Below are 15,747 nucleotides of genomic sequence, written 5' to 3'. Positions count from 1 at the left end.
TGCGAAGCGATTTGCTCATTCTGTAGGGTAAAGCGCCCGGTTCCGCATGGGCCAGCATAGCAGGATTTCCCCCTGGTGTTAATCTGTTTACAAGAAAGCAACATTATCTGCGGGCAATAATTAAAATTTCCCGGCGCACCAATGCATTCATATTTTCACTCAGAAAGTGACTTGCCCGCACCTGTTACTTACAATACTGTATATAAACAGGTCTTCGTCGATCATGGTGGGAGACTCAGAACACCGTGTTCAGCTTTTCAGAGTGGAACATGACTCCCTGCCTGAAGCGCTCCGTGTTTCTGTAACCCCGGGATTTGATCCTCAGTAACCGGATCTTGCTGTTCAGCGCTTCAGCATTCCCGTTCGATACCCCGTGCCGTCCCGCATTCAGTATTCCGTACAACCTTTTGCGGGTTGTTTTGGCAATATTCTTCATTACGTGAACATCGCTGTTACTGGCCAGAGCCTCCCACTTGCAGCCAGCCATGACGGCTCTGTTCGTTGTACAGTCGGCTCCAGATATCTTTCGCCAACTCCTTTAGCGTCCACCCTGGCTGGTCATCTTCATCTGCCCGCGAAGCCAGGACAGCTTCTCCTGACGCTGCTCCGTCATCCACTTTTCACCGTACTGCCACAGGAAGCGGCTTCCTTTGGCCTTACGACGAACATTCCCGGCCATACGGCGCAGTTCAGTCTGCCGGGTTTTATCAACCGCCTCGCCCAGCTTGTTTCGCCATATAGAACCTGTCGAAGGTGATTTTACTCACTGCGTCAGGAAGGTGGATCCGTGCTGCCCTGATGTAACCTGTATTCATATCCATCAAGAGCGTTCTGATGGAGAGTATCTGCGCATCGTTCAGCGAGCGGAGATAGCCAGCCAGGCTTTCAGTACCCCGGTCATGTTACTGACCTTCAAATCCTCAATGACAATCATTGCGTGGTTTTTGCTGATTTCACTGGTGACTTCGTGAAGGTAGTCGCGCCGGATATTGGCAACATGCAAGTGGTGACGCCGGATTTTTTGTTTTTGTTTCTGCCCGTTGGCACTGAATTTAACTTTGCGGCTTAACTGGCGCTGGAGCATCGCCAGCTTACGCTGACCTGATTTAAAACTGCTGACGGGTTGATATATCGTGCCATCAGAAAGCGTGGCGAGTTTCGTTATTCCGGCATCGAGTCCGACCATCAACTCTGCGTTGTGAACCGGATAAGCCACTTCGTATTCCGTCTGGATACTGACATACCATTTACCGCATGACTGGCTGACCGTGACGTTTTTCACTTCGCCAATGACTTCACGACTGTTGCGATAACGAATCCACCCTAACCTGGGCAACGAGATACGACTATTGGCTTTATCGAGCTTCACGCCTTGCGGGTAGCGGAATGCGTCATTTTGACCGCGTTTTTTGAAACGAGGAAATGCAGCACGCTTCTGGAAGAAATTTTTGTAGTCGCGTTCCAGCTCTTTCAGTGACTGCCGCAACGGCTGCGAGGGGGATGCTTTCAGCCATTGTGTTTCAGGGGATGCTTTCCAATCAATGAGCCATGAAGTCATTTTTGTGTAGGGAATGAATTTTCCCCCTGACTCAGGGTTCTTATTTTGAAGATCCAGTGCACGGTTAAAAACGAAGCAACAAGCCCCTGCGAAGCGCCGCATATCGCGCTCCTGCTGACCATTTGGTCTTGACTGGAATTTGAAGGCTTGAAGTCGTTTAATGGCTATCATTATACTTTGGTCTATGACAAAAGAAACTGATATTCGCCGTGGAAGACACTGTGTTTTCCTAATGCACGTTCACCTGGTGTTTGTAGCCAAATATCGTCGAAAGATATTCGATCAGGATGCCATTGAAAAGCTACGCAGCTACTTTGCCAGCATCTGCGCTGATTTTGATGTTGAACTGGTTGAGATGGACGGAGAATGCGATCATGTGCATTTGCTAATCAACTACCCGCCAAAGCTCGCAGTATCGAATATGGTCAACAGTCTTAAAGGCGTATCCAGCAGGCTGCTTCGCCGTGACCGGCCAGATATCGCCCTACACTATTACTACAAAGGCGTTCTGTGGACACCGGGCTACTTTGCAAGTAGTTGCGGTGGAGCGCCGATTTCGATCATCCGGCAATACATCGAACAGCAGCAAACACCAGGTTAGTCGGAAAACCGCGTTAAGGGACATCAGAAATCGATTTTAATTACCCGGTCTCAAAATGGCAAAAAACGATATTTTGGAATGTTTTTTTGCCTCAAAAAGACAGTCTGATAAGTCTATATATTTCAGATTTCTAATTTATAAACGTTGTTTTTTGCACGGTCGACCCTCAAATCCCATAACATGTTTATTTAATGATGTCCAGGCTGGGCGAATTTTTGACAAATGCCGGATGCTGAGGATCATAGCCTTTGGCTACCAGCTGGGACTGAAGACGTTTTTCAAAATTACCCGATGTTTTTTCTGTCAGTGCACGGTGAATAATTGCGGCGCGTGAATTACCATAACTGGACACATCACCTGCAGCGCTTTCAGCATAGGAAAAGCCTTTTGCCAGCGGATACATTCCGGCAGGATTGTGATTAACCAGCGCGCCTGGGGGCAGCTGTTCCTGAATTTCATGCATCAGATTGACTGCTTCACCAAGATGACCGTTGAGATAAAGGATGACACTGTCGGTGTCCTGACCAAAAAAAGAGGGGTGCGCGATTTTAGCCAGATGAAGGTAATCTTTGTCACGGATTAACTTATGCAGCATCTCTGGCAGCTGCGCAGCATGTAGCGGATGAACACTAAGCGTAATTCTGCTGGCGTGGTGATCAGCGGCGCTAACGTTGTTACGCTGGAACATAATAAAATCATTCGCGGCCAGCGGATGATTTTGCAGATATTCTTCAATCTCTTCTTTCGCGAGCGGTACACTATGCTGCGGAAAAACATTTACTCTATCAACGCCATCAAGCTTTATAGCCAGGTGCAGCATGCGTTTCCCCTCCTGCGCTCCAACTTTCGGCAAACCTGGCTTATGAGACTTATAAAGCCTGTAGATATCACGTTTGCTGGGATCTTTCAGCTTATTCGCCTGTTCTGCCCAATATTGCAGTCGCTGGCGCGAATTGTCAGCGGGCATTGTGCTGTTCCCTGCCCGGCCTGCATGACCAGACGGCCCAGCGGTCAGATCGATCTTATCATACATAGGCAGAGCATTCGAGCGCACCAGACGCGGTTTACTTTCCAGTATCTGCGCGATGGCTTTGCTTTCTCCGGCAGAGCCCATCATATTTTCGACCGCATTAAAAAAGCCTTTGGCTTTACTGGCCATTTCAACATTAATTTTCGCGCCTTCCGCTGCGCTGATGCGATAAGTCTTGCCATTCACTTCCAGCGAGCCGTGATCGAGGAGTTTTTTGACATCGACAGAAGATGACTGTAACTGCTGAGTATTAGTAAAACGAGGGATAATCGGCTGCATTTTATCTTCCTTATTTAACCCGGCTAGCGTCGCGCCAGAATCGAATGTGTTCCGCCAGCTCACCGACTCTGAGCGCCAGAAGATCGGCAGTCACACTAGTCTGCTCGAGCATATGGCTGGCGTAATACTGTTTGGCTCGCGAATCGGCGGCAATCACCGGCTTGTTATCGCGTATTGCCGCAATATTGGCCTCCAGCAACAGTTGCGGCAGATGATCCTGCATATCTCCCAGAAAGGCGATCAGCAGCACACGCTGACTGGTGATATCCTGTTGTATACGGAGGGGGATATCTTCATCAATAATCAGGTCACAGGCGCCTCGTTTGTCCAGACTGAGCGGCGGGATGCCAAGTTTATGACTGAAAGTGCGCAGTAGAGTGTCGTAAAAACGCGTGCCCATATTTCACCTGTACGTTTGCTCCATCTGCAAATGGGTGGTGAAAACAGGAGAAGAGTTCATGGTCAGGGCATTAATTCGCTTCTTTTTATGCTCGTCAGACCATGAACCGTCCCTGTTAATGCTGCCACTTGCAATTGATGTGAGCAGGCAGAGCCGGATGTATGTGAGCACACTGGCAAAGAGCGTGAGCACAATGCCCGCGCCATTGTCAGATAATTCCGGCAGAAATTCTCGATGTTTGCGAGCAGAGGCTCTTATGTTGGCAGGTCGCTACAGTTACCCATGTTTCTGGTGTTTCCACCGTTGCTTCCCCGACCAGGATTTTGGCCCTCGCTGGGTGTCTGCGTGATAATGACGTTCATCCTGTTTGGTGTGTTTTCTCTGTCAGTGCATCTCTTTGGTATTAAACTGCTGTAATTAAAAGAAACTCTGGTGTTCTACCAGAGTTTATATTCCCACATTCGTCCATCATCGCCGCCATTCTCTACCTGAAGTAGAATTGTGGTTGTCCGCATCTGCTGTTCGCTCAAAGCTGCCCGTCATGCCTGCTTAAAAAAACAGACTTAACGTAGGATATTTTCCGTTTTCCAGGCGGCCCCCTAAACTAACTTTTCCATAAAACGACCGTTTTGTGGACTCATCCCCGCCTCACTATTGAGTGACCTGCAACCCGCGATGCAGGATTACACCATCTCATTCCAGTATTCATTTTCCATCTATACTCAAATCAGGCGACTTACTGGAATTGATAACATGCTGATTGGGTACACACGGGTTTCCACCGAAGATCAACATCTCGACCTGCAACGTGATGCTCTGTCACTTGCAGGGTGCGAGCGTATTTTTGAAGATAAGGTCAGTGGTGCCGAGGCAGAGCGCGAAGGTTTGGTTTGCTGGTCAAGGCATCCAGAAGTCCTGAGTAATGAAGCATGAAATGCTATCCCCGGTTTATACTACGCGCTATTCAGACCTGCCTGTCGCTAAATAAAAACTGGTGCTAAATAACTGCGCGGAATCGTAGATCACTTAAAGGGGACTCAGCCCGGATTCTGCGATCTGATCAATCGCCAAAAAGAAACAAACCACCAACCGGACTTAGCAATGCCGATCATAGCACCAATCTCCCGCGACGAACGACGCCTGATGCAGAAAGCAATCCATAAAATGCAGGATAAAAATTATGCAGGCTCACTACCATGCTGATGTTACATCGGGGCGACAGTGTCAGCGATGTCGCCAGAACGCTCTGCTGCGCCCATTCATCTGTCGGACGATGGATTAACTGGTCTGGTTGGTGGATAGCAGATACTCTGCCGACCATTTGAATACCGAAAGAAAATAATGTCCTGTAAATACTATTAGCGGGGGCCACTGCATCGAATTTCTTCAACGTGTGCAGATCATATTCTGATATCATCACACCGTATTTTATCCAGGCACAAATTCCCGATAATAAATTGACACATTTACCCTGCTTTTCCAGCAAAAACAGGTCTGCGTTCCCGGCAGAAATGGCTTAGGAGGGGTTGCGGTCAGCGGAAATAGCAGCGAAGACAGGGCGACACATCAGACTATTGACGTAGGTTATGAGGAAGTAAATCCGCATTTTTCCTTCTGCCAATAACAAAAAACAATCAGGACGAAACCGGCACCAGACAACCTCAACCGATCATCTGGCAAATCAAGCCAATAAAAACAGGCTCTGCCCTCCCTTCCTCCCGACAGAAGTAATGACTGCAAATTGAATCACGGCTCATGGACCGAAGCGCCCCGGGCTCCATATGGAAAAATCAAAGGATTCCTCACAAACTGGGCATGAGGAACAGGGAATAACGATAAAGGCACTACATACATTTTGCTTTTTTTCCAATACATAAAGAAGTTTTCACTTCCGAGCCTGATGCAGTGGGTAACAAAGCTGACAGATTGCAGATTATCGTACCGATAAGTAAATTCTTATGCAAAGCTATCAAGCTGGAGATTAACAGATAAATACACTGAAATAACCGGCAGTTTATTTGACCCTTTCCCCGAAGAAATATTTCAACCTGCTAAATTTCAGCATTACTTTCTGATACTGACCCTGGCTGCAGGAATATATTTTTAAGATTATTATATCCCTGTCATGATTTTTTCGAGAACATCAACCAAATTTAGCTATTTTAAGGGAAAAATCAGAGCCATCCCAAACAACAGAAATGGAGATACTCATGATACGCTTCATAGCTAAAACACTGCTGGTAACAAAAACGGTTAACCCTTTCCCTCTCAGCAGAAATCCAGACTGTTAAAGTATGTAAAATACTTAGAGCCTGTCTCAACAGGACGTTATTCTATACGATAAGACCACAGGAAAAATGCAACAGGGCCTCGTCATTTTCAGACGTCTTTTCCCATCCTATCAGAACCCGGCGAAAGCGGTTCATCCAGCTATGAGTCCTCCCGACGGCCCACCTGTGGGCCCTGACCTCCCCTGATTTACTGGCATCGGATTCCTCTTTTCGGGACTGAATATGAGGCTCGTAACGGCGGCTTTGCAGCTATGTTTTCAGCCTGCCCGCTTCGTCGCCTTTGCCCGGGCAGAGTCCGGGTTTTTGCACCTGACGCCCCGTCTGAAGAGCATCAGGTGTATCCGCAACCAGTCTGATATCATGGGTGTTCGCCGCTGCAACGACCCGTGAAAGAGGAAGCCCGCTGGCATCTGTCATCAGACTGCGCTTTACGCGCCCTGTTTCCCTCTGTCCGTGGGGTTGCGGCCAGTTTTTTTGTCCCTGACAGCGGTGATGTGGTCATGCAGCCATCTGTTGATAACCATGACCAGTCAGTGCCGTCCGGATGTTCGCAGGCAGGCCGTTCTGCCAGAAGCGTTCAAACACCCCGGCATCCCGCCCCTCCTGAAATCGTCGGTGGGCAGAGCCTGACGAGCAGCGCTCTGTGGCATTGAGGGCATTCCACTGGCAACCCGTTCTGAGTACAAAGAAAACAGCGTTCATTGCAGCGCGATTATCAACCCGCCGACGATGCGTACCCGGCGGATGCTGAGTTTTATGTTCCGGGATGGGAGGTGCCATTTTCTCCCAAAGTTGAACGCTGATTTGCCACTTGCTGCCCGCCATTCTTCGCCCTCAGAAATTGCCATTTTTTAGTATCTGGCAATCCCTTTTGGGATAGATTCTTAATACCTGGCACCTCCATTGATTAACCTGATTTAATATTTCCATTCATATCAGAGGTTTTTTTCAATAATAAAAAAACGTAACCATAGTCGATAATAATACACGCAACATTAAAAAATGCTACTGAAGCGAGAAAAAGATGATTTATTTCTTAAAAATGACCTGAATTCTCGCATTGAAGATAAAAATCATACGCAGTGATCTATCTTTTTTTACTGCTGATTCGGGATAAAATCAGCGCTTCAGGAGAAACATTCCTTTCCTGTTTTAATTAAAAAGATAAACTCGCCTGATAGTCGACTTCTGCGGTAATTCTGTAAAATAATTCATGTGCCATTAATCGATTTATAATTCCTGTCCAACAAAAAAACCACATCTCAGTCTCAGGATGTTCTCTTAACAATTGGATCATAGCTATGCCCGCAGAATACTATTACGTTACACAGTGCCCCGACGCAGGGTTTCACATCCTGCACCGGACTGGATGTACACGGATGCCTGCCAAAAATTCATTGGCTTTTATCGGAAGTCTCTACAATTCATTACAGGCATTGACCATTGGCAGAGTCCGCTTCGGTGAGAATTTAAAAACATGCTATTTTTGCTGAATTCTACCACAGCTTAGAAATGGCAGAATGTGCAGGCCGCTGACAACAACGCAGTATGCTACGCCAGGCAGAACGACAAAAGAACGTCCTGTGTGACATGCTTTAAAATTCGACAGTTTCGGGCAGCAGCCTGTGCCATCTTATAAACTCTCCTGGTAAATTGGTTGACTTACTTTTTATGGTGACTACTCCTCGCCGTAAACGGCGAGGCTTCCCACGTCTCAGGCCGCAACCGTCTGTGTGACGGATTTACGCTGGCCTCCATGGGCAGAGACGACGAGATCCGCCGCCTGTAATTCCAGTATGCCTTTCTGCCGGGTATTGATGGCTGCATTGATATCGCGGTCATCCTCAACTCCGCATTCAGGGCATTGCCATATACGCTTGTTCAGCAGCATTTCCGGCATTTTGTGACCACAGCAGTGGCAGGTTTTCGAACTGGCGAACCATTGATACAGCTTCACCACGTGAACACCTTTCTCTGCTGCTTTGTATTCCAGTTTTGAAATAAATCCGCTCCATCCTGCATCGCCTGTCGCTCGTGCCAGATGGTGGTTCTTCATCATATTTGCCGATTTCAGCGTCTCTGCAATTATCGCCTGGTTTTCGTCAATAATTATACGTGAGAGTTTGTGCTGAAAATCAGCGCGGGCACTGGCTACCCGTTCGTGTACGCCAGCAAGCCGTATGCGGGATTTACGGCGATTTGCACTACCTTTTTTCTTGCGTGACAAGGCCTTCTGTTTGCGCCGTAAATTCCGGCTGGCGTTGATAAGGTGGCGTGGGTTAGCAACTTTATCGCCATCCGATTTTATGGCGTAGTGGGATAACCCCATATCCAGACCGGTAACCGTGCTTACCAGTGCGGGCTTCGCAGGCGCTTCGATTCCATCATCGCAAAGTATGGAAGCATAGTATTTACCTGTAGCAGAACGGCTAACGGTAATGCTTTTTACTTTGCCGATTCGCTCCCTGTGAATATTTGCCCTGATAGGCGGGATTTTCGGGATCTTGATTGTATCGGCGGTGATTTTCAGGTTTGAGCAATGATAGCTGGACTGCGATCCGTGCCTGCGCCTGAAGCGGGGTATTTAGCTCTCTTTTCAAAGAAGTTTTTGAAAGCCTGATCCAGATTTTGCAATGCCACCTGTAGCGAGTTTGAGTCTGCCGCCTTGATCCAGCTATAGCTGCGTGATTTTTTGGCGATGGGTAGCAGTGGCTGAATGTGCTTTACATTATTCAGTGAAACGCCATGGCGTTTGTACCAATGCGAGCGGATATGCAAGGCTTTATTGTACGCAAATCGCACCGCGCCGAACTGCTTTTCCAGCAATTCAGCTTGTTCTGGTGTTGGGTAAATGCGTACCTTAGTCGCTCTATACATAATTGGTGCTCAATAGTATTATTGCATGTATTATATGGTGCCAAATAAGGTTTTAAAAATGGGTATGCAGTAAGAAAATTTTGCGGGGTATCTAAAGCGCCGCCATAGCGTCAGTAAATTGGTTGTCCATTTGATATTTGTAACGAAGTACCGCCGCAAGCTGTTAGATGGTGCGATGATTGCACAAATGCGCGAAGCATTTTTATCTGCCGCCGAACGTTTGGAAGTGGAAATAATGGAGGTAGACGGCGAAGCGGATCACGTTCATCTACTGGTAGCGTACCCACCCAAGTTGCCTGTTAGCGTGCTGGTGAATAACCTAAAGTCGTTCAGCCGCCGCTATGTGCGCCAGTTGAATACGCATCTACGAAAGCAGAGTAATAGCGGGGTGCTCTGGTCACACTCCTATTTCGCCTGTAGCGCTGGCTGCGCAACAATCGAAACGCTGAAAGCTTATGTTAGATCGCAGGGAACCCCTGAATAGCTCCCCTTATATCCCCGCCCAATGCGGGCGGGGATATAAGGGGCAACTGTTAATAATTAGTTTACCCGGGAGCATCAACTGGAAACAGGTAGAACATAAGGTTGGTGTTATCTCTACTATGTAACAGACGAAGAAACAGTATAAAAAGCGATTCAAATATTTTTCGGATTCGGCCCTGCATAACTATGTCTGATATCACCACACCTGCGATTTTTAACAGGTTACCGCTACGGATGGCGCGGCTACCACGTCGCCAGGCGATACAAGCCTCGTGCAAAATTTGGCACAAGCCGAACGCTATTCCACGCTGCGATTAAAAATAAATAGCCGCATACCATTGTGCTTCACGCTGCGTAGTACCCTGCAACAAAGGCAGTTGATCATTAAAGACAAGGTACTCTGTTGGTTTAAAGCCTCACGGCTCACTTGAGCATGCTGGTTAACATAATACAAGCGACCAGCTGTAGCAATACCTGGAACGCCTATTCAATAAGGGTTAAGTCACTCGGTATACGATTTAATCCAGGAGAATATAATGGAACAAAGAATAAGATAACGGTGTTGAAGGACTTACACTTATAAGGATGAGACCAAAAGTGCGAAAAGATCGTTTTCTGGTAACCTCCCGGCATGACTCTCTGTTTTGATTATGGGGCTGTCCAGTCATAGGCAGGACGTCAACCCGTATTACGACTGATTCTCTCAATCAGTCGTAATACGCACATTTGTAAAAATTACTGGCCTCGCCAATCTGCATGTATTTTACGCAGTTCAATCTCAGAAAACTGTCGGAAACAGATTGCTACGATAAACGGATAATGACAAAAACGATGAAATCGGACTGGTTATATATTTTCCACGCCCGGCGCTGCCCGTTTCCTCATCGTGACTCAGAATAGCATTCAGTTCGGAAATCAATTCCAAAGTTATTCGATGAATTAGCGATCGTGTATCTAATCTGACCTAATCAAAAGATGGCTGATAAGTAAATAATGATGCTCTGCAATACGAACTCAGCGAAATTGTCGATAGAACAATTGCAGTCATACAGATGCAGTCCCCATGAAAATAGATATTGTTCAAATAGTTCAGTGGAAAAATGTTTATTCAACCACTCATTTTCCTGGATACAACCATCTGCACTCCCCACTACTAAAAGTGAATCTTTACGCGAATGAGTTTAATTACAGGAGTATTCCTATTAAAATTAATAAAAAACCATGAACACCTATTCTTAAAAGTCAATTTTCTTTAAAATTGAGATTTCACCTGGTTAATTAAACCATGTAAAAATACACACTTAACATAGAACAGAGTATCATAGCTATGAAATTAAAAAAAACAGATAAAAATCACAAATAAACACACAAAGAAAATATAAAAACCCACCATCAAATCAAAATGAGAAGTTTTTCTTGATCGTAAAGAGAAAACACTTCAATAACTTCCTGTTTCGTCCTGCATAACTCAATAAAAAAGAATAATATCTTGATGATTATTCAATCTCTCGCATTGAACTTTATCACTATGAAAAATCAATAATAAAGAATGTTTAACCAAGATAAAACAAATATATAGACTTATATTCTAAATTTTTGGGGGAGTAATTAAAAATAAGTTGTGAGCAATTGGGTTGAGTTTAATCTCATAAGAAAAGATAATATTTGAAAAGATAATATTTATTCAGAATGGAGCGAATAAAAATTAGCCCCCACAAATATCTTTGTAATGTTCAGCCATAGAGGAAAAAATGGACCAGCATAGTAGAAAAGTTTTTGGCTATGTTATTGACAAGGATATTCAGGTCAATATTATACAAAACAGAGTCATCAATATTAATCATTTAAATCAGAAAGATAATCATGCTGTGGTGACGTTAAGAAAAACCATGATGAGACTGTTCATCTATCTTCTGGAGAATGCCAACAGTAAGGTTATTCAACATGAAGATATTTTACTCAATGTCTGGGACAGGCACGGTCTGAGTTCATCAACGCAACGACTTTGGCAGGTTATGCATTGCTTACAAAATAAACTTTCACTCTTAGGTATAACGGATGATCTTATTACAAGAATAGAATCAGGGCCTGTTCGCGGCTACAGACTATGCAAAAATAAAATTACCACTGTTTATTATTACGAGCAAAAGAATTTGTAGTAGTTAATCTGCAAATACCGCCCATTAACAGGGAGAATATGTAGCAAGATGTCATTAAATTGCGCTACTTAATTTATCTGAAAAATTAAAAGGAGTTTATATGAAATATGCAACGTTAGCAGCAATGGTTTTTGCTGCATTTTCGTCAGCTAATGCATATGCAGTTGCAGAAGGAACCATCACATTCAACGGAACTATTCAGGCAACAACCTGTAACAGCAGTATCAATGGCGGAGACGCAAATGCTGAGGTGGCACTGCCCATCGCTGGTATTAATGAGCTGGCCTCACAGGGTGAGACCGCAGGGCAGACTGAATTCACCATCGGCCTGAGCGGCTGTGAAGGCGTATTAACCACCGCCGCGGCTTTTTTTGCAGCCGGTGACAGTGTTGACTCGAATGGCCGCCTGATTGATCAAAACGATCTTACCGATCAAAAAGTCGCATTTCAGCTTCGTAATGCGGGTAATCAGTCAATTATCGTAGTGGGTAGCTCCAGTCAGCAAACCAATAATACTTATGGTGAAATAATTGGAGGAAACTTAAACCTGCCTTATATGGTTGAGTATTACGCGAATAAAGCAGCGGGTGCCGGTAAGGTATCCAGCTACGTCACTTACTCTGTTATGTATAAATAATCGTGTTTGTAGCAGAGAGATAATATCTCTCTGCTTTTTATATTTTAAAAATTTTTACTCAATAAAGAATCAGGCATGAAAAAACTATTTTCTTCTTATCTTTCACTCACAATTCTTACCCTCCTGTTTAGTCCTGTACTGTCGGCAAGTATTGTTGTCAACGGCACACGCGTTATTTATCCCTCAAGCGCCCGTGAAATCAGTGTAAAAATGACCAATATGGGTAAACGGCCTTTGCTGATTCAAAGCTGGATTGACGATGGAGATATGACAGCCAAACCGGAGAATATTCGTGTTCCTTTTGTGTTATCCCCGCCTTTTAATCGCGTCGATGCCGGCAAAGGCCAGACCTTGAGAATAAGCCAAACCGATCCAGACTTACCGGAGGACCGTGAGTCAGTATTCTGGTTAAATATTCTTGAAATTCCGGCTAAAAACCCAACGATGGAAGAAAAAAATTCGCTACAAATGGCTTTTCGTACACGTATCAAATTCTTCTATCGCCCGGAAAAATTGGCAGGTGACCCCAGCGATTCAATCAAAATGCTTAAATGGCAGCAGCGAGGCACACAGCTCGTTGCCAGTAACCCTACGCCTTATTTTGTTTCGCTGGCCAATCTCATGGTGAATGATCAAAAAGTCGAAGGTGAAATGGTTGCCCCGTTTCAATCGCAATCATTTCATATTAATGGCCAGGCGGGTGATAAGATTACCGGAGAATTTATCAATGACTTTGGCGCATTAATCTCATTCCAGAGCAGGTTACAAGAGTAAAGACAGATCGCCAGACGCGAATACAAACTGCATGGACGTTTCAGAAAAGGATTTCAATGAAAACTTCCCGCAATGGTAACAAATGCGCAAGACAGAGCCTGTCGCTTTTTTTTCTGGTACAGATTACCGGATTTGCCGCTACGACAACTGCAAACACCCCCGAACAAGCACAGAATGTGCAGTTCGACTCGTCTTTTTTGTATGTGAATGACAAAAGCGCCATCGATCTGAATCGATTTGCCAAAAGCGCAGCTGCACAACCCGGAATATGGCGAACTGATATATATATAAATAACGCGGCGAGTGGAAAAGAAGATGTTCATTTTATTGCTGACCAGGATGGTGTGGTCTATCCCTGTTTGACCGCATCATTACTAAAAAAAGTTCCTTTTGCCACGGAAAAGCTTCCTGAAAATTTTTATGAAAGCGATCCGCATGCCTGTCTGGATCTTGAAAAAAAAATCCCACTGGCAGAAGCGATCTACGACAGTAACGAACAGCGGCTGGATATCAGCGTGCCGCAAATTATGCTGGTAAAAATAGCGCGCGGTACGGTTGGCAGAGATCATTGGGATCGGGGTATTGTGGCTTTTCCGCTGGGTTACAGCTTCAGTGCCTGGCGCAGTGAAAGTCAGGGCAAACTTTACCAATCTGCCTATGGATCAATCAATGCGGGCCTGAACCTTGGCGCGTGGTATTTCAGACATAACGGTCACAGTAGCTGGCAGGAACATCAAAAACTGAGTTACACCCCAGTGAATACCTGGGTACAGCGAGATATCCCTTCAATACAGGGACGGCTGCTGGTCGGTCAGGCTTCCACACCGGGTTTGATTTTCGACACGCTCCCTTTTTCGGGGGTACAGCTTACCACTGATGATCGAATGCTGCCGTATTCACTGCGGGGCTATGCACCAGAAATCAGAGGTATTGCCCGTACATCGGCGCGCGTCACCGTGCGACAAAACGATCAGCTGATCTATGAAGCCACCGTTCCACCCGGAGAGTTTCTAATTAACGATATTTATCCTGCCGGATACGGCAGTAATCTGCTGGTCACTATTCGTGAATCCGACGGCAGTGAACAACATTTTGAGGTTCCTTATTCTTCGATTGCTCAACTATTGCGTCCAGGTAATCACCGATATTCATTTACTGCAGGTAATATTCGCAGTACCAGCCTGTCTACCCACCCATCCTTCTTTGAAGGCAGCTGGCAGTATGGATTTAATAATGCGATAACAGGCTGGGGTGGACTGCAATTCAGCGAACATTACAGAGCCGTACAGTTGGGAGCAGCACTGGGAACAGAGATGGGTGCGTTTGCCCTGGATGTGACTCACGCCAGTGATACGGAAAAGCGCTGGAAAGCACTGCAGCACGCAAGCGGTGAAAGTTATAAGTTTACCTGGAGCAAAACGGTCGATGTAACCAACAGCAATCTTTCTCTCTCAGTCTGGCAATTTTCTACTCAGGGCTATCAGGATCTGTTCAGCGCTGTGCAGAACCGCCAGGCACTTAAAAATGGTTCATTGTCCACAGCCAGTTGGCGAACACGACAGCGTCTGGCGTTAACCCTTAATCAATCTCTGCCAGCAGACTTTGGGCATCTGACATTTACAGGTTCAGTACAGAATTACTGGCATCAACCCCACGATAGCCGACAGTTTCAGTTTGGTTACAGCAACAGATTCAAATCGATTTCCTGGGGGATTACGGCCAACCGCACCTTTTCGACTGACGGCAAAGCAGAAAACAACGTTCTACTGAACTTTACCCTTCCTCTTGGAGACAGCTCCAATCGCTCCTCCTCGCAGTTGCGCCTGGATTTAAACCGCAATGGTGAAGGACGCTATACAAAGCAGTCCACCCTGACCGGCACGCTCGGAGAGGCCAATCTTTTCAGCTATGGCATCACCGCTGCCAATGAGAATAACAAGGGAACGTCGGGCTCTTTGACAGGGAGTTATCGCAGCCGAGCAGCCTTATTGAACAGTAGCTGGAGCAAGGGAAATAGCTACAAAAGTGGTTCCGTTAGCCTGAGCGGCACACTGCTTGCGCATGCCGGGGGCATTACGCTTACGCCTTATACTTCTGATACCTTTGCTCTGATAGAAGCTCCGGGGGCCGAAGGCGCAAGGGTCTCCACTTATCCCGGTGTCTATGTGGACAGTGCCGGATTTACCGCCGTACCCTATCTCAATCCCTACCAGTTTAATGAAATAACTATTGATCCAGCTGGAGCCTCCAGCCATATCGAACTCCATGATACTACCCAGCAGGTGGTGCCCTTGTCAGGGGCGGTTGTTGCGGTGAGATACAACACCCGCTTTGGTATCCCATTGCTAATCAAGGCGCAATTCCAGGGCGCACCGATAAAGTTTGGTGCTGATGTCATCGACGAGAAGGGCCAGTCACTAGGAGCAGTAGGCCAGGCAGGGCAGGTTTTTGTACGGGTCGATGAAAAGCACGGTCAGCTAAAGATCAAATGGGCAGAAGGACAGGATGGTGAATGTACGGTTGACTATCAACTGCAGCCCAATAGCAAGGAGAAACATCCTCACCTCCAACGAGTTGACAGCTTATGCGTGGGGCATTCCCACAACGCTGCCTCGCCAAAAAATAATGAGTAACACAGTAAATATTGCCGTTATATTA

The 15,747-nt window shown here is 46.1% G+C and carries 8 protein-coding genes and 7 pseudogenes; 9 read left to right on the top strand and 6 right to left on the bottom strand.

The genetic code is table 11. The features are described from left to right. Window positions 1-235 precede the first annotated feature (235 nt). Both LU633_RS04765 and LU633_RS04760 read right to left on the bottom strand, forming a co-directional pair. A pseudogene (locus LU633_RS04765) lies at window positions 236-899 on the bottom strand (transposase); the annotation flags it as partial. Next, window positions 896-1,720 (bottom strand): annotated as a pseudogene (locus tag LU633_RS04760) (RNA-guided endonuclease InsQ/TnpB family protein); the annotation flags it as partial. The pseudogenes LU633_RS04760 and LU633_RS04765, both read right to left, overlap by 4 nt. A gap of 22 nt (window positions 1,721-1,742) precedes the next feature. Here LU633_RS04760 and tnpA (LU633_RS04755) point away from each other — a divergent pair. Next, entirely contained in the window at window positions 1,743-2,159 is a 417-nt protein-coding gene (gene tnpA, locus LU633_RS04755; protein ID WP_016190387.1) for an IS200/IS605 family transposase, read from the top strand. A 184-nt stretch (window positions 2,160-2,343) separates the two neighbouring features. Here tnpA (LU633_RS04755) and LU633_RS04750 read toward each other — a convergent pair whose 3' ends face one another. After that, window positions 2,344-3,468: a T3SS effector HopA1 family protein gene (locus LU633_RS04750; protein WP_016190388.1), complete on the bottom strand. Its 1,125-nt coding sequence runs from the start codon at window positions 3,466-3,468 to the stop codon at window positions 2,344-2,346. A 10-nt stretch (window positions 3,469-3,478) separates the two neighbouring features. Further along, a complete protein-coding gene (locus tag LU633_RS04745) occupies window positions 3,479-3,868 on the bottom strand; it encodes a type III secretion system chaperone (protein ID WP_016190389.1) in 390 nt (129 codons plus the stop codon). A 753-nt stretch (window positions 3,869-4,621) separates the two neighbouring features. Here LU633_RS04745 and LU633_RS04740 point away from each other — a divergent pair. The 3 pseudogenes from LU633_RS04740 to LU633_RS04730 all read left to right on the top strand — a co-directional run. Beyond that, a pseudogene (locus LU633_RS04740) lies at window positions 4,622-4,756 on the top strand (recombinase family protein); the annotation flags it as partial. After that, a pseudogene (locus LU633_RS04735) lies at window positions 4,749-4,856 on the top strand (DUF4113 domain-containing protein); the annotation flags it as partial. The pseudogenes LU633_RS04740 and LU633_RS04735, both read left to right, overlap by 8 nt. A 113-nt stretch (window positions 4,857-4,969) precedes the next feature. Then, window positions 4,970-5,154, top strand: a pseudogene (locus LU633_RS04730) (IS630 family transposase); the annotation flags it as partial. Window positions 5,155-6,201: 1,047 nt separating this feature from the next. Here LU633_RS04730 and LU633_RS04725 read toward each other — a convergent pair. Beyond that, window positions 6,202-6,984, bottom strand: a pseudogene (locus LU633_RS04725) (IS5 family transposase). Between the two features lie 889 nt (window positions 6,985-7,873). Next, window positions 7,874-9,036 (bottom strand): annotated as a pseudogene (locus LU633_RS04720) (RNA-guided endonuclease InsQ/TnpB family protein). A gap of 118 nt (window positions 9,037-9,154) precedes the next feature. Between LU633_RS04720 and tnpA (LU633_RS04715) the strand changes: the two are divergent. The 5 genes from tnpA (LU633_RS04715) to LU633_RS04695 all read left to right on the top strand — a co-directional run bounded on the left by tnpA (LU633_RS04715) (window position 9,155) and on the right by LU633_RS04695 (window position 15,722). After that, window positions 9,155-9,520, top strand: coding sequence for an IS200/IS605 family transposase (gene tnpA, locus LU633_RS04715; RefSeq protein ID WP_087949680.1), 366 nt, complete (start codon window positions 9,155-9,157; stop codon window positions 9,518-9,520). 1,750 nt (window positions 9,521-11,270) lie between these two features. Then, window positions 11,271-11,678, top strand: coding sequence for a winged helix-turn-helix domain-containing protein (locus LU633_RS04710; protein ID WP_016190393.1), 408 nt, complete (start codon window positions 11,271-11,273; stop codon window positions 11,676-11,678). Between the two features lie 100 nt (window positions 11,679-11,778). After that, on the top strand, window positions 11,779-12,315 hold the full coding sequence (locus LU633_RS04705; protein ID WP_016190394.1) for a fimbrial protein: 537 nt from the start codon (window positions 11,779-11,781) through the stop codon (window positions 12,313-12,315). Window positions 12,316-12,390: 75 nt separating this feature from the next. Next, the gene (locus LU633_RS04700) at window positions 12,391-13,089 is read left to right on the top strand and encodes a fimbrial biogenesis chaperone (RefSeq protein WP_016190395.1); all 699 of its coding nucleotides are present in this window, start codon (window positions 12,391-12,393) and stop codon (window positions 13,087-13,089) included. Between the two features lie 56 nt (window positions 13,090-13,145). Further along, the gene (locus tag LU633_RS04695; RefSeq protein WP_016190396.1) at window positions 13,146-15,722 is read left to right on the top strand and encodes a fimbria/pilus outer membrane usher protein; all 2,577 of its coding nucleotides are present in this window, start codon (window positions 13,146-13,148) and stop codon (window positions 15,720-15,722) included. Window positions 15,723-15,747: the final 25 nt, after the last annotated feature.

This window comes from Erwinia tracheiphila, assembly GCF_021365465.1.
Lineage (GTDB): Bacteria > Pseudomonadota > Gammaproteobacteria > Enterobacterales > Enterobacteriaceae > Erwinia > Erwinia tracheiphila.
The sequence above is the reverse complement of the archived record's forward strand: the minus strand, read 5'-3'. Positions and strand labels throughout refer to the sequence as shown.

What these genes read in the sequence shown, in the direction of transcription:
- tnpA (WP_016190387.1), top strand. Translation starts at nt 1,743, where the DNA reads ATGACAAAAGAAACTGATATTCGCCGTGGAAGACACTGTGTTTTCCTA.
- LU633_RS04750 (WP_016190388.1), bottom strand. Translation starts at nt 3,468, where the DNA reads ATGCAGCCGATTATCCCTCGTTTTACTAATACTCAGCAGTTACAGTCA.
- LU633_RS04745 (WP_016190389.1), bottom strand. Translation starts at nt 3,868, where the DNA reads ATGGGCACGCGTTTTTACGACACTCTACTGCGCACTTTCAGTCATAAA.
- LU633_RS04710 (WP_016190393.1), top strand. Translation starts at nt 11,271, where the DNA reads ATGGACCAGCATAGTAGAAAAGTTTTTGGCTATGTTATTGACAAGGAT.
- LU633_RS04705 (WP_016190394.1), top strand. Translation starts at nt 11,779, where the DNA reads ATGAAATATGCAACGTTAGCAGCAATGGTTTTTGCTGCATTTTCGTCA.
- LU633_RS04700 (WP_016190395.1), top strand. Translation starts at nt 12,391, where the DNA reads ATGAAAAAACTATTTTCTTCTTATCTTTCACTCACAATTCTTACCCTC.
- LU633_RS04695 (WP_016190396.1), top strand. Translation starts at nt 13,146, where the DNA reads ATGAAAACTTCCCGCAATGGTAACAAATGCGCAAGACAGAGCCTGTCG.